Below are 16,662 nucleotides of genomic sequence, written 5' to 3' on the forward strand. Positions count from 1 at the left end.
ATGGTTATTTTTTTAAAGTAAAAGTAAATGTGCTTCCTTCAGCTATAGTAGATGATACGCTTATTTTACCTTTATGAAGTTCTACAATTTTTTGACAGAAAGCGAGACCTATGCCTGTACCCTCATAATCTTTTGCACTATGAAGTCTGGTAAACATATTAAACACTTTCTCTAGATGTTCTTTTTTTATACCCAATCCATTATCTGTCACTTGAAATTTACAGTAGAGTTTTGTTGAGCTCACGCTTATGTGAATTTTTGGATCACGCTCTGGTGGGGTAAATTTTATAGCATTAGTAATAAGGTTAGTAAATAGCTGTCTTAGCTCTACTGGATAACCCGTTACAACAGGTAGATTGTCGTGAGTGATTGTAGTATTAGTCTCTTCTATTTTAGACCCAAGATCTATTTTAATTTCTTCTAGTAGTTTTGATAATTCAACTTTAGAACGTGTTCCAGATCTACCTAGTCTACTATAGTTAAGGAGACCAGTTATAAGTGTTTTCATACGAGAAGTAGCACCTTTTATAAAGCCGAAATAGGTGGCAGCCTCTCCGTCTAGCTTGTCTGCATAATCTTCTTCAAAAAGGTCTATAAAATTATCTACTGTACGCAATGGTTCTTGTAAGTCGTGAGAGGCAATGTATGCAAACTGGTTGAGTTGTTTATTCTTATTTTCCATCTCGTGTATGAGATCCTCATTCATTGCCATTTGTGCCTCTTTAAGTGCAATCTCATCATCTCTAGAGTGAACAAGTTCAATAAGTTTATCATTGTTTTCGGCTAGTCTTGAGAAGAGAGGTATAAGACGCTTCTTTACAGCATATACATTATAGAGCATAAGTAATAATGCAATTACGAGCGCTATAAGACTTAATATGTATATGTTATCATATGTAGACTTGCGATTTTTTAAAATTTCATTTTCTTCTATGAGCATTACATTCTTCATACGCTCAATGTCTTCTATAAGCTGAAGTGTTTCTGCTCTACCAGATTTTTTTCTGTTTTCTTCTGGAGTGCGTAATATATAGTTGTCTAGATTGTCATTCATTCCCATAATGCGCTGGTTAAGTAGGCTGCGCATTTTTTTTAGGTTTTTAACCTGTATGGGATCATCTTCTATTTTTTCTTCTAGAGTTTTTAAGCGTTCATTGAGCTTTGCAACTTCTACCTTGTAGTCTACACGATAGTCGGGATCTTTACTTATGAGATATCCCCTTAACTTGGTTTCGGCTTTAAGTATCGTTTCTGATACGCTATGTATTTCAGCTTTTACCTCGTTAGTATGCACAATCCATTTTTGTGAGTATTGTGATGCCAGGTAGAGCGCTCCTATAAGCAAGATGACTGCTAGGGTAGAAAAAAAGCTAAGATATAGGGATCTTACAATATTTTTAGACTGCGTTGTATCCATTAACTTATAGATAAAAACTTGAGCACTTTTTCTTTAAGTGATAAGATGGCTTCTTTATGCTCATAGGCTTCAAAGTCGTGATGACGTAAGTAGTCTGTAAGCTCTTTTTCTCTTGCATCCTTTTCACGTTGTCTCTCTAGACGTTTAATAAGCTCTTGCTTTTCTGAAATGAATTTTTCAAAAAGTGGAAGTAATTTTTGCTGTAAGTTGAGAAGGTTTTCTTTTAAGAAAAAACCAGAAGCTCCGCTCATTATAAGCTCGGCAGCTTTTTCTTCATTGTTTAGATTTCCAGTGATAATTATAACTGGTATCTCTTTATTAAATGCTTTTACCTGCTTTATAACGTCAAAGCCTGTAAAACCTTCTAGGTTAAAATCACTTATCACGATGTCTGGTAAAAACTGCTTAAGAGCCACCGCAAGCGAGAGTTCCTTATCAGAAATACTAATTTCTACATTTGTACAAAACTTCTTTATTTGCTTCTGGACTAAAAATGCGTCAGACACTAAGTCTTCTACAATAAGTATGCGCAGAGGAGTATCTATCATCTGTATGTGGTCTTGGTTGTTAACGTAAAGATATGTGTATTTAACACTTTATCGTCTTAAGATAATTATAAAAAACACAAGCGCCTAGATTAGAGATATATCATTTGGCTTTTCTAAAAACTGTGGGAGTAATTCCTTTTATAGATTTAAAGCTTTTATTGAAATGGGATAGCGTTTTATAGCCACATAAATCTGCTATAGTACCTATGGTGAGATCGCTATCTGTAGCGAGATAAGTACAAGCTTTTGAGATACGTACTTCTGTAAGAAATGTAAAATACGTCTTATTTGTGCGCTGTTTAAAATATTTACAAAACCCGTGTGGCGTGAGTGCTGTGAGAGCGGCAAGTTGTGCTAGAGTAATGTCTTGGTGATAGTTGCTTAAGGTGTAGTCAAAGATGGCGCTCATACGCTTTCCATCTTTTTCAGAGATATCGCGTTCGTATATAAATTCAGATAGGGGAGTGTGCTTTGCAACTTTGAGCGCGGTTATAATATCTATAAAATAGCCCAGTTTATAGATGCCTTTTGCCGTAGCGATGTAGTTAAAAAGCGCAGCGATATCTGGAGTTATGGGGGTTTTAAATCCCGCTTTCGCGAAAGCGTAAAAATCTACAATCCCTTTGCCCTCATCTAGTGCCAAAAATGTATCTCCAAAGGAGGCAAGACTAAAAAACACCGTATGCATTAACGCCTGCTTACCATCGCTATTAAAAACGTGTGGCTGGTGACTACCCAAAACAATAATGTCTCCCTTAACAAAAGAATGGACGGCATCTCCTGCAAAGAGTGTCCCAGATCCCTCTTTTATAAAACTTATTTGCACTTCTTCGTGATTGTGAAGGGAGTTGTATAACACGCCTTCATCAACTTGAAAAAGTATGGCAGCATTAGTAGGCTTGGGTATCTTAAAAGGCAGCACTTTCATAGAGCTAAGATACTTTTTTGCTTGATATTGACATAAGAACTTAATATTTGGATAATATACAGTCAGTAATGGATAAAACAGTATTTAATCTAGAGGTTGTCGTACGGCTATCTTTGATAAAAAATTTAAAGTATGGCTATAGAGTGGAAAGGTGTAATGCCAGCTGTTACAACCAAGTTTACTGATACGGATGAGCTGGATATACCAGCATTTAAAAAAAATATAAAAGCACAACTTGGTGCTGGAGTACACGGCATAGTACTAGGTGGTACACTAGGAGAAGCAAGTACGCTAGAAGATCACGAGAAGCGCACACTTACAAAAGAGACTGTTGCTTATGTAGATGGTAAAGTGCCTGTAATGATAAATATAGCAGAACAGTCTACAAAGGGCGCTATTGCCGCAGCTCAAAAGGCAGAAGATGACGGTGCAAGCGGCCTTATGATGTTGCCACCTATGCGATATAAAGCGGGAGATCAAGAGGTGATACAGTATTTTAGTGATGTGGCTAGTAGTACAAAACTGCCCATTATGATTTATAACAACCCTGTAGATTATAAAATTGAGGTTTCCTTAGCGATGTTTGAGGTGTTACTAAAACACGATAACATACAAGCAGTTAAGGAGAGCACAAGAGATATATCAAACGTGACGCGCATTAAAAATAACTTTGGCGATAGGCTTAAGATTATGACAGGTGTAGACACACTTGCTCTAGAGTCATTACTTATGGGTGCAGATGGTTGGGTAGCAGGACTTGTATGTGCTTTTCCAGAAGAAACGGTCGCTATTTACGAGTTACAAAGAGCAGGAAAGATACAAGAAGCACTTGCTATCTATAGGTGGTTTTTGCCCTTACTAGAGTTAGATATAAATCCTAAATTAGTACAAAACATAAAACTCGCCGAGGTACATACAGGTATAGGTACAGAAAATGTGCGAGCACCTAGGTTACCGCTTTTTGGAGAAGAAAGAGAGCGCGTGCTCAAGATTATAAAAGAAGGAATAGCCACAAGGCCTACGTTACCTAACTATAAAAATCTTTAATGCTTGCGTTAAGACCTTCTTGTGAACATTGTAATGTTCCCTTACCACCAGAATCTAGTGAGGCAATGATTTGTAGCTTTGAGTGTACTTTTTGTATTACTTGTGTCACAGAGCTATTAAAGGAAGTATGTCCTAACTGTGGAGGGGGATTTGAAAAACGTCCCGTTAGGCCTAAAGAGTTATTAATAAAATATCCAGCATCTACAACCGTGGTTCATAAACCAGTAGCTATTGTAGCGCACCTTAAAACTATAAAAGCATAATGATTACAGGTAAAAATCAAATAGGGTATAAACAATCTGCAGAGGGAGCAAAAACGTACAAGACGGCAAACCCCGTGACCAATAGCGATAACCCAACAGTTTTTTATGAAGCCACCCAGTTAGAAATAGATGAAGCTTGTAGCCTAGCAGCTCACGCTTTTAGTACATATAGTAAACTTCCTGGTGTTAAACGCGCAAGCTTTTTAAATGCTATTGCAGATGAGATTGAGGCATTAGGCTCAGACCTTATAACTATGTATTTGCAAGAAAGTGGTCTTCCGGAAGGGCGCGCTCAAGGCGAAAGGGGTAGAACGCTAGGCCAACTAAGAATGTTTGCAGAGCTTGTAAAAAAAGACACCTGGAGGCTACCGTTATTACAAGATGAAGATGGTAATTTAAAAAAGACATACATACCGCTGGGGCCAGTAGTGGTTTTTGGAGCGAGTAACTTTCCGCTGGCATTTTCTACCGCTGGGGGAGATACGGCAAGTGCACTTGCAGCAGGATGCCCAGTAATTGTAAAATCGCACCCTATGCACGCCGGCACAGGTGAGATGGTGGCGACAGCAATAACAAAAGCAGCCCAAAAGACGGGAATGCCAGAAGGTGTTTTTTTTAACCTTAATAGTAGTGGTAAAGAGGTAGGAGAGCAACTTGTAAAACATAAGGGTATAGCAGCAGTAGGTTTTACAGGCAGTCACCACGCAGGGAGAGCATTATACAATCTTGCTGCAGCTAGAGAGACTCCTATTCCGGTTTTTGCAGAGATGGGAAGTATTAATCCAGTTGTAATAACACAACAGGCAATCTCAAAAAGAGCAGCTCAAATAGCCGAAACCTATGCCGCTTCTATCACGCAAGGCGTAGGACAGTTTTGTACAAATCCAGGACTTATTATAACAGTAAAGAGCGAGGAGACAACACATTTTATAGAAATTCTAGCCAAACATCTTGAGGCCGCTCCCGATGGCTGTATGCTTCATACTCGCATACAAGAAGGATATGAGAAAAGTAAAAATGAGATAAAAGAACAAGAGGGTGTATCTCTTAAAGTAGTAGGATCTTCATCAAAACCTAACCATACCACAGCAGTACTAGCCGTAGTAGATGGAACTTCTTTCATCGCAAATAAGACATTACATAAGGAGGTATTTGGACCATTTTCTATGGTTGTACTTGCAGAGGATGAAAATGAACTTCTTAAAATAATAAACAGTCTTGAGGGACAACTTACCGCCACGATTATTGCAGAAGATAATGAGACTACAGCCCTACAAGACATCACACTAGCATTACAAAATAAAGTGGGTCGCATTATATATAACGGTGTGCCTACTGGTGTTGCTGTGGTAGATGGGATGACACACGGAGGCCCTTATCCTGCAAGTACAGATAGTAGATTTACGGCAGTGGGTAACCATAGTATTATGAGATGGGTAAGACCATTTAGTTTTCAAGATTTTCCAACGGCTTTATTGCCAGATTATTTAAAATAGTATGAGATATTTAGTGTGGGTGATAGCCTTTTTTATGTCTATAACGACTATTGCACAAACTGCTACAGAGCAGCTCAAGCAATGTATTGAGGCGTCACAAAGTTTTAAATGGAACGAGGGTAGCAAGGAAGTGCATCCACTGGGGGTGTTTTCAAAAGAGCGATTTGAGAAGGAGTCCGCTTTCGCGAAAGCGCAACTCAAAAAACTTAACACCATCTCGCCAAAAACCTTGTCAGAAACCGAAAGGATATCTCTCGAGCTATTAAAATTTAAGCTGCAAGAAACCGTAGACTACTATGAGTATGAACGCTTTTTAAATCCGCTACTGTCTGACTCAGGTTTTCATAGCAGTTGGAACTATATGGTGCGGCCTATCACCTCATACAAGCAAGCTGTAAAGTATCTTGACAAGTTAAATGCTTTGCCAGAAGTGGTAAATCAATATGTGCCATTACTAAGAGAAGGAATAAAAAAAGGCGTGTCGCAGCCGCGGGTTATTTTTGAAGGGTATGAGAGTACTTATAACTCACAAATTGTAGCAGATTATAAAGACAGTTTTTACTACACACCTTTTTTAAATCTTCCAGAGTCAATAACAGAGGAGCAGAAGGATTCTTTAGAAACCGCAGCAAAGCTAGCTATAGAAAACAGTGTGGTTCCAGCATTTAAAAGTGTAAAGGCTTTTTTTGAAAATGAATATTTTCCTAACACACGCACTACCATAGGAGTATCTGAAACCCCTAATGGAGACGCCTATTATCAAAACCGGATACGTTATTATACTACATTAGATATCACGCCAGATGCTGTTCATAACAAGGGACTTGAAGAGGTTGCTCGCATAAAAAGCGAGATGGAAAAGATTATAAAAGAAGTAGCTTTTAAAGGAAGCTTTGCAGATTTTTTAAAATTCCTGCGTGAAGATGAGCAGTTTTATGCCAAAACTCCTGAGCAACTTTTAATGATTGCACGTGATATGGCAAAGCGTGCAGATGCGCAACTGCCTCGGTTTTTTAAAACATTACCACGCAAGCCCTATGGTGTCGCGCCAGTACCCGATGCGATCGCACCTAAGTATACTGGAGGGCGATATGTAGGTAGTCCAAAGGGAAGCACAAGCCCAGGATATTACTGGGTAAACACCTATGACTTACCTAGTAGAACCCTTTACACACTGCCATCTCTTACTGTGCACGAGGCTGTGCCCGGCCATCACTTACAGGGGGCACTTAATCAAGAGTTGGGTGATAGTATTCCTCAGTTTAGGCGTAATATGTATGTAAATGCCTATGGCGAGGGCTGGGGCTTATACTGTGAGTATCTGGCAGCAGAGATGGGTATGTATACAACACCGTATGAGCGTTTTGGTCAACTTACCTATGAGATGTGGCGTGCTTGCCGGTTAGTTGTAGATACTGGTATACACGCAAAAGGTTGGACTCGTGAAGAGGTAGTAGCCTTTATGTCACAAAATACCGCATTGTCACTACACGAGATACAAACAGAAACAGATAGATATATATCCTGGCCAGGGCAAGCACTAGCTTATAAAATGGGTGAACTCAAAATAAGAGAGCTAAGAACACTTGCAGAAAAAGAGCTGGGCAGTCGTTTTGATATAAGAGATTTTCACGAGATTATTTTAGAACAGGGCACAGTAACTCTGGCTATTTTAGATCGAAGAGTAAAAGATTGGATACAAAAAAGTAATTGACAGTGTGAGGTTTAGCTAGCGTTTATGCCTTTTATCCCTATGTAATTTAATTTATAGCTAACCTCACGCTAGTCAAAACATTGCAGAATCATAAGTGATGAAACATATTTTTAAATGTATTGATGCACATACGTGTGGTAACCCAGTACGAGTGGTATCTCAGGGAGGTCCAGAACTTACAGGCAAAACGATGAGCGAGAAACGCCAGCATTTTTTAAAAGAATATGACTGGATACGCAAGGGTTTGATGTTTGAGCCTAGAGGGCACGATATGATGAGTGGCAGTATATTATTCCCTCCTCACGACCCTGTAAACGATGTTGCTATCTTGTTTATTGAGACATCTGGATGCTTACCTATGTGCGGTCACGGTACGATAGGTACAATAACAATTGCCATAGAAGAAGGGCTCATTATACCTAAAAAAGAAGGTGTAGTAAAAATGGAAGCCCCTGCAGGCCTAGTAGAAATTGCTTATCAAAAAACTAAGAATAAAGTAGACTGGGTACGTCTTACTAATGTAGCATCATATCTCGCTGCTACAGATCTGGAGATAGATTGTCCAGAGCTGGGTATAATACATTTTGATGTAGCCTATGGAGGTAATTATTATGCCATTGTTGACCCTCAAAAAAACTTTACAGGAGTACAAGATTTTACAGCTAGCCAGATTATCCAGATGAGCCAGGTGGTGCGGGAGCGTATTAATAAGAAATACCCCAGTGCATTTATACATCCAGAAAATGACACCATAAGAGATGTCACTCATATGTTATGGACGGGTGATACTATTAACCCCGCTTCAGATGGGCGTAACGCCGTTTTTTATGGAGATAAAGCTATAGATCGCAGTCCGTGTGGTACTGGTACTTCTGCGAGGCTTGCACAACTGTATGCAAAAGGAAAGCTAGAGGTCGGTCAGGCATACACCCACGAGAGTTTTATAGGCTCTACCTTTTTAGGTCGTGTCGAGCAAGAGACAGTGGTGGGGGAGTACAAAGCAGTCATCCCCAGTATACAAGGCTGGGCACGCATTTATGGTCATAATACAATCACAATAGATGAAGAAGATCCGTATGCTTTCGGATTTTCGGTAATTTAGAAAACGCAAAAGGTCTTGACTATGGCAAAGCATATTATCATAATAGGAGGTGGCATTGTAGGAGTGAGCTGTGCTTATTTTCTACACAAGGCTGGACATCAGGTTACCATTATAGATCAATCTAAAATGAGTGATGGAGCCAGTTATGTAAACGCCGGTTATATGTCGCCCAGTCACTTAATTCCGCTCGCAGCTCCAGGGGTTATGAAGCAAGGAGTAAAGTGGATGTTTAATAAAAAGAGTCCGCTGTATATAAAGCCACGACTTAATGCAGACTTCTTAAAATGGTCTCTTGCTTTTAATAAGTCTTGTAATCAAAATCACGTACATCGCTCCATACCGGTAATGAGAGAAATGGCGGTTATGGGCAGAGATCTCTATCACCAGATAAAAAAAGAAGAGGGCTTCTCATTTCATATTGAGAAAAAAGGATTGTTAATGCTCTGCCAGACAGAAAAAGCCCTGCATCACGAAGACGAGTTAGTGCAAATCGCAAGTAAAGAAGGCCTTCAAGCAAAAACAATAACGGCTCAGGAGGTACAGAAAATGATACCAGGAACTGCGCTAGATATCGTAGGAGCTTCCTACTTTGAGTGTGACCATCATAGCACACCCGGTGAGTTTATGGAGGAGATAAAATCATATTTATTAGGTGAGGGAGTCGTTTTTAGGCAAGGAGAAAAAGTACTTGATATAACAACTGCTGGCAGTAAGATAACCAGCGTGCAAACAGATAAAGAAGTACTCACGGCAGATGAGTTTGTGCTAGCTGCTGGTAGCTGGACGAGTACGCTTTCGCGAAAGCTTAATATTAACCTCCTACTACAAGCCGGAAAAGGGTATCGCATACAAACTAAAACTCCCACGGGAATTACCTATCCAGCCATACTTGCCGAAGCAAAAGTAGCCATCACACCTATGAATGGTTTTACTAGATTTGCCGGAACAATGGAGATTGCTGGTATTAATCACACTATTAATAAAACACGAGTAGAGGCAATAGCCCAGGGAGTAAACAACTACTTCCCAGAGGTACGTATTACGGGGCAAGAAAAGGAAGCCGCTGCGTGCGGTCTTAGACCTGTATCTGCAGATGGGATGCCGTACATAGGTAAAAGTGCTAAGTGTGATAACCTTACAATCGCAACTGGTCACGCTATGATGGGTTGGACACTAGGACCTAGTACAGGTAAGTTAGTCCAAGAAATTATAGATAATAAAACATCTAGTGTTACCTTAGATATGCTCCATCCAGACAGAAAGTTTTAAGAATAATATATTAATAATAGACCAAGATGAGCGCTCACACTATAGATGTAACCATCCTTACTTGCCAGAAATATCTTAACCCAAAAGTTTTAACCACCTACGAGCAAAATATTCTTGACGAAAGAAAGCTTATTACTCAAGCACTAGAGGATTTAGGTCTAAAGGTACATTGTGTTGCTTGGGATGATACAGAGTATGACTGGTCACAAACTAGAGCCGTGGTTTTTAGAACCATTTGGGATTATTTTGAGCGCTACGACGAGTTTTCAGCTTGGTTAGAGATTGTAAAAACAAAGACACAACTTGTTAACTCCTATGATCTCATACAGTGGAATATAGATAAGCACTACCTTAAAGATTTACAAAATAAAGGTGTCGCTATAGTGCCTACTGAGTATGTAGATACAGGTTCTTACAGATCAATTGCTGAGGTTTGTTTAGAACGTGACTGGCAAGATGTGGTTATAAAACCTGCTATTGCTGGCGGTGCCTTTCACACGCATAAGGTACTAGAGTTTGAGCGAGCAGACTATGAAGAGGTTTTTGAAAACCTAGTAGCAGAGCGAGATATGCTCATCCAGCCATTTGTACCCACCATTTCCTCTCGGGGCGAGGCCTCACTTATGGTTTTTAATGGGAAGTTTACTCACGCAATTCTTAAAAAACCTAAACAAGGTGACTATCGCGTGCAAGATGATTGGGGAGGTACGGTACATCCCTACTCACCTACACAAGAAGAAATCACCTTTGCCGAAGATTGTTTTAAAGCTTGCAGTACAATGCCTGCATATGGAAGAGCAGATATACTCTGGGGTGAAAATGGAGACATTCTTTTAGGCGAACTAGAAATCGTAGAGCCAGAATTATGGATACGTAATGACCCAGCAAGCGCAAGGCAGTTTGCTCAAGGTGTTTTGAAGGCGCTTACCTCGTAGGCTTTGTAGTAGTTTTGAGTACGCTTTCGCGAAAGCGTAAAAAAACCCATATATTTACACCATATGAATGCACAGGGCTGGATATACTTACCACTACTTCTTAATTTCCTCATAAAGAGGGACCCTGAATAGATGTCTTACTTGAATTTTAAGTAACTTTAAGACAATCTAAATTTTATAAAAATGCCTTTTTATCATAAGCTGGGAGAGATCCCACATAAACGTCACACACAGTTTCGTAAACCAGATGGTACCCTATACTCAGAGCAACTCTTTGGTACGATAGGTTTTGACGGGATGAGTACAAATAGTTATCACGTACACAGACCTACACAGGTCAAGGAGATACGCAAGCAATACTCTGTAAAACCAGAAATTGCTCGTGAAAATAATATGCAGTCATACCGTTTTAAGGGGTTTCAAATCAAACCAGAAAAAGATTATCTGGAGAGTAGAAAACCCGTTCTGACCAATAGTGATTGTACCATTATACTTGCTGCTCCTCAAGAACGCACGCAAGAGTACTTCTATAAGAACACAGATGCAGACGAGCTTATCTTTGTTCATAAAGGAACAGGTAAACTCAGAACTCACCTAGGTAATCTTGATTTTAAATACGGAGACTATCTTTTAATACCACGTGGTGTTATTTATAAAATAGATTTTGATACAGAAGATAATCGATTATTTATTGTAGAATCTCGCAGGCCTATATATACCCCTAAGCGTTATCGCAACTGGTTTGGCCAGCTGCTGGAGCACTCTCCTTTTTGTGAGCGCGACCTACGACAACCATATGAGCTAGAAACCAATGATGAGAAAGGTGACTTTGTAATTAAAGTAAAAAAGCAAGATGACATCTTTGAGATGGTATATGCTTCTCACCCTTTTGACGTGGTGGGTTACGACGGTTACAACTATCCATATGCATTTTCTATACACGATTTTGAGCCCATAACAGGGCGCATACACCAGCCACCACCAGTACATCAAACCTTTGAGACAGATGCCTTTGTAGTGTGCAGTTTTGTGCCTAGAAAGTATGATTACCATCCATTAAGTATCCCAGCACCATATAATCATAGTAATATAGATAGTGATGAGGTGCTGTATTATGTAGATGGCGATTTTATGAGTAGGGCAGATGTAGAGGCAGGTCACATCTCACTGCATCCAGCCGGTATTCCTCACGGGCCACACCCCGGCACTGCCGAAAAGAGTATAGGTAAAGAAGGTACAGAAGAGCTTGCCGTTATGGTAGATACTTTTAAGCCTCTTAAAGTATGTAAAGATGCAATGAGCATTGCAGATGAGAGTTACTACCAGTCGTGGTTAGATCACTAGGGTGGGTACGCTTTCGCGAAAAATTAAAAAACAACAAATTAATAATACAAAGACAAGTTAAGAGCTAGTGCTACAGACTTGTAAATAAATATATAATATGGCAAAAGACTTAAAATCCGTAGACTACGGACTGGAAAAAATTTTTGAAGGAGCGCAAGATTTTCTTCCGCTACTGGGTACAGATTATGTAGAGTTTTATGTGGGCAATGCAAAGCAGGCTGCCCATTTTTATAAAACTGCTTTTGGTTTTCAATCATATGCTTATAAAGGTCTAGAGACGGGCTCTAGAGATGAGGTGAGCTATGTAGTAAAGCAAGATAAAATACGTCTCGTATTTACATCGCCACTTAACAGTAAGTCACCTATAAATGACCACATAGTAAAACACGGAGATGGTGTAAAAGTGGTTGCCTTATGGGTAGACGATGCTAGAAGCGCTTATGAAGAAACAACAAAGCGTGGCGCAAAGTCATATTGTGAACCTTTTGTAGAAAAGGATGATCAAGGGGAAACGGTAAGAGCAGGTATTTATACCTATGGGGAGACCGTTCATATGTTTGTAGAGCGCAAAAATTATGAGGGTGCCTTTTTACCAGGCTACCGCGTGTGGGAGTCAGATTACAATCCGTCACCTACAGGTCTTAAATATGTAGACCATATGGTAGGTAACGTAGGGTGGAACCAGATGAATAAATGGGTAAAATTTTATGAAGACGTAATGGGCTTTGTAAACTTCTTGTCTTTTGATGATAAGCAAATCCACACCGAGTACTCTGCCTTAATGAGTAAGGTAATGAGTAACGGTAATGGTCGCATTAAGTTCCCAATAAATGAACCTGCAGAGGCTGCCAAAAAATCACAGATAGAAGAATATCTAGATTTTTATGAAGGTGCTGGGGTACAACACCTCGCACTAGCAACAGATGATATTATAAAAACGGTTGCACAGCTTAAGGCTCGCGGTATTGAGTTCTTGCCACCACCACCACAAACTTATTATGATGACATCCCACAGCGTCTGGGTGAGCATATGAAGGTGATGAAAGAAGATATCGAGCGTTTACAAGAATTATCAATTCTTGTAGATGCAGATGAGGATGGATACTTATTACAAATATTTACAAAACCACTACAAGATAGACCTACCCTTTTCTTTGAAATCATACAGCGTATGGGGGCAAAAGGCTTTGGAGCAGGTAATTTTAAAGCGCTTTTTGAGTCAATAGAGAGGGAGCAAGCACAGCGTGGTACGTTGTAGTTTTGAGTGCGCTTTCGCGAAAGCGTAATTCCTTTTATTACTCAGAATCACAATATTTTAACGAAAACTTCGTCTTAGAAATAAGGCGAAGTTTTTTTGTTATCCTATTTTTGGAATAACAATTGTATTCTAAGGGTATAACCACCAAATAACCCCAGAAAATGAAATCAAAAAATAAACATATAATAATAGGTATTCTGCTGGCGGTCTTTGCTTTAACTACAGCTTTTGTGCAAATGCCAGATCCTCCTGTAACTAAAGCCCACAATGACTCGTATCAAGCTGGTGAGTGGCTTAAATTTAGAGTGCATTACGGACTGCTCACGGGTGGGTATGCAACTATAGATATTAAGGATGAGATGTTTAATGGCAAGCCTGTGCATCATATTAAAGGTTATGGAGAGACTACGGGTATTGTAGGTCTTGCCTTTGGGGTAGAAGATTATTATGAGAGCTGGGTAGATAAAAAGACAGACTTGCCTTATAAATTCTTGCGCAAAATAGATGAGGGTGGCCATACTAAAAATAAGGTGATTGAGTTTGACCAGCAAGCAAATAAAGCACACATAAACGACTTAAAGCATAACAAAAAGACCACTATAGATACAGAGCCGGGTATACAAGATATGGTCTCTGCTATGTATTACCTGCGCAATAATCTAGAAACAGAAGGGTTAAAAGCTGGTGATGAGATTAACCTCACAATGTTTTTTGATGGAGAAAACTATCCTTTTAAGATGCGTTTTTTAGAGCGTGAGACCATTAGAACAAAATTCGGAAAAGTAAAAACACTCGTGTTTAGACCACTAGTGCAGTCTGGAAGAGTTTTTAAAGAGCAAGAAAGTCTTACCATATGGGTGAGTGATGATGATAATAAAATACCCTTGCGCATTAAGGCAAGCTTATCTGTAGGGTCACTCAAGGCAGATCTTGATGCTTACAAGGGGCTTAAGTATCCTTTTGAGATGGTCTTTGACTAGGGATTTTTGTAAATTGCCATTTAATAAGATAGAGACTATAGCTACACACTTTTTAATCTTTTTTTGAGTTAGAACTTAAGCTTCTATAGTCGCAATTATAAATGAAGAAAACGATACAGCCAGATATTGAAAAAATCATCAATCAGCTTGATGATAAGTATGAAAAAATAGATCAAGATCTAGACGATCACCTTGAGGGCTTGTTACAAAGTAAACCCATTACTTACTGGGATTATATCCATACAGATGCACTCTTAAGTTTACAGATACCGCGCACAAACTTTCCAGATGAGAATGTATTTGTGATGTACCACCAGGTTAACGAGCTTTTATTTAAAATGATACTATGGGAGATAGAGCAGGTGGCTCATCACCCAGATCTTACGGTAGATTTTTTTAGCTCTCGTTTGGACCGTATAAGTCGTTATTTTGATATGCTCACCAGTTCTTTTAGCATAATGCAAGAAGGAATGGAAATAGAGCAGTATATGAAGTTTAGAAAAACACTTACACCAGCAAGTGGTTTTCAAAGCGCGCAGTACAGAAAGATTGAGTTTGCAAGTACAGATTTAATAAACCTTATAGATGCCCGCTTTCGCGAAAGCATAGATCGCAATACTCCTTACGAGCACGCGTTAGAACATTTGTACTGGCAAGCAGCCGGAAAAGATTACAACACGGGTAAAAAGTCATATTTACTCTCTGCCTTTGAGGCAAAATATAAAAACGACTTTGTCGCCTTTACAAAAGAATATAATACCATAAATTTGTACGCTCGCTTTAAAAGCTTGCCTAAGGAAGCTCGTGAAGATAAGAAGCTGCTGGATGCAATGCGCCATTATGATTATACAGTAAATGTAACCTGGGTGATGTCACACTATCACGCAGCAAATCATTACCTCAATAATGGTAAAAAAGTTGTAGAAGCAACAGGCGGCAGTGAATGGACCAAATATATGCACCCTAAGTACCAGCGTCGCATTTTCTTTCCAGATGTCTGGAGTGAAGAAGAGCTTGCAAACTGGGGAAAGGACGTTTAAAACAACATACTTTTAGTGAATTATTATCGCCTCTACATTACACTATTTTTAAGCCTTGCCCTATTCTCTTGTGGAGAGAAGCAAGATGCTACTTCAACACCTATAGATCAAACTCTAGAAACCGAACCAGAAGTGATCAAAGAGTACGGTTACGTACTTGATGATTATGTGGTAGAGAGAGATACTGTGCAGTCTGGTGACAGTTTTGGAAAAATACTCTTTGACTCAAATGTAGATTATGCCACGATTCAAGAAATATCTGATAGTGTAAAAAATGTGTTTGACACGCGTCGTATACGTGTAGGCAAGCCGTATATGCTGCTTAAATCTAAAGACACTCTTGAGGCAGCTCAAGTCTTTATTTATGAGCAAAATAAAGAGGATTATGTGGTTGTAGATTTTGAAGATGATGTTACTGCTGCTGCAAAAAAGCACCCGGTTACTATCGTAGAGCGCGAAGTTTCTGGAGTAATAAGTAGCAACCTCTCATCTACTTTTGACGATCTAGGAGCTAGTGTTTTTGTAAGTATTAAAATGGCAGATATTTATGCCTGGACTATAGACTTTAATAAACTAGACGTAGGTGATCGTTTTAAAGTGATTTATGATGAGCGATTTGTAAATGATACTGTAGCTGCGGGAGTCGGAAATATAAAGGCTTGCGTGTTTGAACATAGAGGAAGAGAGATTTATGCTTATAGATTTGAAAACGACTCACTACCTGGAGGTTACGACTATTTTGATCAAAATGCCGAAAACTTAAGAAGAGCCTTTCTTAAAAGTCCGCTCAAGTATGGGAGATTGTCATCTAGATATAACTTAAAGAGAAGGATAAAATATTACGGTTACAGAGTAAGACCTCATAAAGGAACAGACTTTGCCGCTCCCATAGGCACCCCTATTCTAGCGACGGCAGATGGTGTGGTGACCAAGTCAGAAAGACGTGGCGGTAATGGTAACTATGTAAAAATACGTCACAATGGTACGTATGACACGCAGTACTTGCATATGAAAAAACGCCTAGCAAAAGTAGGCCAGAGTGTAAGACAGGGTGATGTAATAGGTACTATAGGGATGACTGGTAACTCAGGAGGACCTCACGTATGTTATAGATTTTGGAAAAACGGTAAACAAGTAGATCCCTTCTCAGAAGACCTTCCAGCCTCAGAGCCTATGGCAGAGGAGCTGCTACCAGTCTTTGACAGTATAAAGAGGCCATTACAATTACAGCTAGATAATCTTCCTTTTATGACAGAAGCTGAAGATGATATTACAGAAGAGCAAGAAGCTACAGAGGCTTTACAATAATCACCTAGATATA

At 39.4% G+C, this 16,662-nt stretch carries 15 protein-coding genes; 12 read left to right on the forward strand and 3 right to left on the reverse strand.

From position 1 onward, the window contains the following. Positions 1 to 4: 4 nt before the first annotated feature. The 3 genes from ACJJVM_RS09210 to ACJJVM_RS09220 form a co-directional block, all read right to left on the reverse strand. A complete protein-coding gene (locus tag ACJJVM_RS09210) occupies positions 5 to 1,417 on the reverse strand; it encodes an ATP-binding protein (RefSeq protein WP_405211493.1) in 1,413 nt (470 codons plus the stop codon). Beyond that, a complete protein-coding gene (locus ACJJVM_RS09215) occupies positions 1,417 to 1,965 on the reverse strand; it encodes a response regulator (RefSeq protein WP_298349080.1) in 549 nt (182 codons plus the stop codon). Before ACJJVM_RS09215 ends, ACJJVM_RS09210 begins: the two co-directional genes overlap by 1 nt. A gap of 100 nt (positions 1,966 to 2,065) precedes the next feature. Beyond that, entirely contained in the window at positions 2,066 to 2,893 is an 828-nt protein-coding gene (locus tag ACJJVM_RS09220; protein WP_405211494.1) for an AraC family transcriptional regulator, read from the reverse strand. A gap of 132 nt (positions 2,894 to 3,025) precedes the next feature. On the opposite strand from ACJJVM_RS09220, the gene ACJJVM_RS09225 reads away from it, so the two are divergent. The 12 genes from ACJJVM_RS09225 to ACJJVM_RS09280 all read left to right on the forward strand — a co-directional run bounded on the left by ACJJVM_RS09225 (position 3,026) and on the right by ACJJVM_RS09280 (position 16,649). Continuing rightward, positions 3,026 to 3,940, forward strand: a complete 915-nt coding sequence (locus ACJJVM_RS09225) for a dihydrodipicolinate synthase family protein (protein WP_405211495.1) — start codon at positions 3,026 to 3,028, stop codon at positions 3,938 to 3,940. Next, positions 3,940 to 4,203, forward strand: a complete 264-nt coding sequence (locus ACJJVM_RS09230) for a DUF1272 domain-containing protein (RefSeq protein WP_405211496.1) — start codon at positions 3,940 to 3,942, stop codon at positions 4,201 to 4,203. The genes ACJJVM_RS09225 and ACJJVM_RS09230 overlap by 1 nt, the downstream gene beginning before the upstream one ends. Beyond that, entirely contained in the window at positions 4,203 to 5,699 is a 1,497-nt protein-coding gene (locus ACJJVM_RS09235; RefSeq protein ID WP_405211497.1) for an aldehyde dehydrogenase (NADP(+)), read from the forward strand. The genes ACJJVM_RS09230 and ACJJVM_RS09235 overlap by 1 nt, the downstream gene beginning before the upstream one ends. A 1-nt stretch (position 5,700) precedes the next feature. Beyond that, positions 5,701 to 7,413 carry a DUF885 domain-containing protein gene (locus ACJJVM_RS09240; RefSeq protein WP_405211498.1) on the forward strand — a complete coding sequence of 571 codons (1,713 nt, stop codon included), beginning with the start codon at positions 5,701 to 5,703 and terminating at the stop codon, positions 7,411 to 7,413. A 97-nt stretch (positions 7,414 to 7,510) separates the two neighbouring features. Further along, positions 7,511 to 8,515, forward strand: a complete 1,005-nt coding sequence (locus tag ACJJVM_RS09245; RefSeq protein WP_405211499.1) for a 4-hydroxyproline epimerase — start codon at positions 7,511 to 7,513, stop codon at positions 8,513 to 8,515. A gap of 21 nt (positions 8,516 to 8,536) precedes the next feature. Then, entirely contained in the window at positions 8,537 to 9,784 is a 1,248-nt protein-coding gene (locus ACJJVM_RS09250) for an NAD(P)/FAD-dependent oxidoreductase (RefSeq protein ID WP_405211500.1), read from the forward strand. Positions 9,785 to 9,810: 26 nt separating this feature from the next. After that, positions 9,811 to 10,719, forward strand: a complete 909-nt coding sequence (locus tag ACJJVM_RS09255) for a RimK family alpha-L-glutamate ligase (RefSeq protein WP_405211501.1) — start codon at positions 9,811 to 9,813, stop codon at positions 10,717 to 10,719. A gap of 183 nt (positions 10,720 to 10,902) precedes the next feature. Continuing rightward, positions 10,903 to 12,063 (forward strand): homogentisate 1,2-dioxygenase, encoded by a 1,161-nt coding sequence (locus tag ACJJVM_RS09260; RefSeq protein ID WP_038597624.1) that lies wholly within the window; start codon positions 10,903 to 10,905, stop codon positions 12,061 to 12,063. Positions 12,064 to 12,160: 97 nt separating this feature from the next. Beyond that, positions 12,161 to 13,321, forward strand: coding sequence for a 4-hydroxyphenylpyruvate dioxygenase (hppD, locus tag ACJJVM_RS09265; protein WP_298349052.1), 1,161 nt, complete (start codon positions 12,161 to 12,163; stop codon positions 13,319 to 13,321). Between the two features lie 161 nt (positions 13,322 to 13,482). Continuing rightward, positions 13,483 to 14,301: a DUF3108 domain-containing protein gene (locus tag ACJJVM_RS09270; RefSeq protein WP_038597621.1), complete on the forward strand. Its 819-nt coding sequence runs from the start codon at positions 13,483 to 13,485 to the stop codon at positions 14,299 to 14,301. A 101-nt stretch (positions 14,302 to 14,402) separates the two neighbouring features. After that, the gene (locus tag ACJJVM_RS09275; RefSeq protein WP_038597618.1) at positions 14,403 to 15,341 is read left to right on the forward strand and encodes a tryptophan 2,3-dioxygenase family protein; all 939 of its coding nucleotides are present in this window, start codon (positions 14,403 to 14,405) and stop codon (positions 15,339 to 15,341) included. 15 nt (positions 15,342 to 15,356) lie between these two features. Continuing rightward, positions 15,357 to 16,649: a peptidoglycan DD-metalloendopeptidase family protein gene (locus ACJJVM_RS09280; protein ID WP_405211502.1), complete on the forward strand. Its 1,293-nt coding sequence runs from the start codon at positions 15,357 to 15,359 to the stop codon at positions 16,647 to 16,649. Positions 16,650 to 16,662 lie beyond the last annotated feature (13 nt).

It is taken from the genome of Dokdonia sp. Asnod2-E02, from assembly GCF_045063915.1.
GTDB lineage: Bacteria > Bacteroidota > Bacteroidia > Flavobacteriales > Flavobacteriaceae > Dokdonia.

Coding starts and splice junctions, on each gene's coding strand:
- ACJJVM_RS09230 (WP_405211496.1), top strand. CDS start 3,940: ATGCTTGCGTTAAGACCTTCTTGTGAACATTGTAATGTTCCCTTACCA.
- hppD (WP_298349052.1), top strand. CDS start 12,161: ATGGCAAAAGACTTAAAATCCGTAGACTACGGACTGGAAAAAATTTTT.
- ACJJVM_RS09215 (WP_298349080.1), bottom strand. CDS start 1,965: ATGATAGATACTCCTCTGCGCATACTTATTGTAGAAGACTTAGTGTCT.
- ACJJVM_RS09240 (WP_405211498.1), top strand. CDS start 5,701: ATGAGATATTTAGTGTGGGTGATAGCCTTTTTTATGTCTATAACGACT.
- ACJJVM_RS09260 (WP_038597624.1), top strand. CDS start 10,903: ATGCCTTTTTATCATAAGCTGGGAGAGATCCCACATAAACGTCACACA.
- ACJJVM_RS09250 (WP_405211500.1), top strand. CDS start 8,537: ATGGCAAAGCATATTATCATAATAGGAGGTGGCATTGTAGGAGTGAGC.
- ACJJVM_RS09275 (WP_038597618.1), top strand. CDS start 14,403: ATGAAGAAAACGATACAGCCAGATATTGAAAAAATCATCAATCAGCTT.
- ACJJVM_RS09270 (WP_038597621.1), top strand. CDS start 13,483: ATGAAATCAAAAAATAAACATATAATAATAGGTATTCTGCTGGCGGTC.
- ACJJVM_RS09225 (WP_405211495.1), top strand. CDS start 3,026: ATGGCTATAGAGTGGAAAGGTGTAATGCCAGCTGTTACAACCAAGTTT.
- ACJJVM_RS09235 (WP_405211497.1), top strand. CDS start 4,203: ATGATTACAGGTAAAAATCAAATAGGGTATAAACAATCTGCAGAGGGA.
- ACJJVM_RS09210 (WP_405211493.1), bottom strand. CDS start 1,417: ATGGATACAACGCAGTCTAAAAATATTGTAAGATCCCTATATCTTAGC.
- ACJJVM_RS09220 (WP_405211494.1), bottom strand. CDS start 2,893: ATGAAAGTGCTGCCTTTTAAGATACCCAAGCCTACTAATGCTGCCATA.
- ACJJVM_RS09245 (WP_405211499.1), top strand. CDS start 7,511: ATGAAACATATTTTTAAATGTATTGATGCACATACGTGTGGTAACCCA.
- ACJJVM_RS09255 (WP_405211501.1), top strand. CDS start 9,811: ATGAGCGCTCACACTATAGATGTAACCATCCTTACTTGCCAGAAATAT.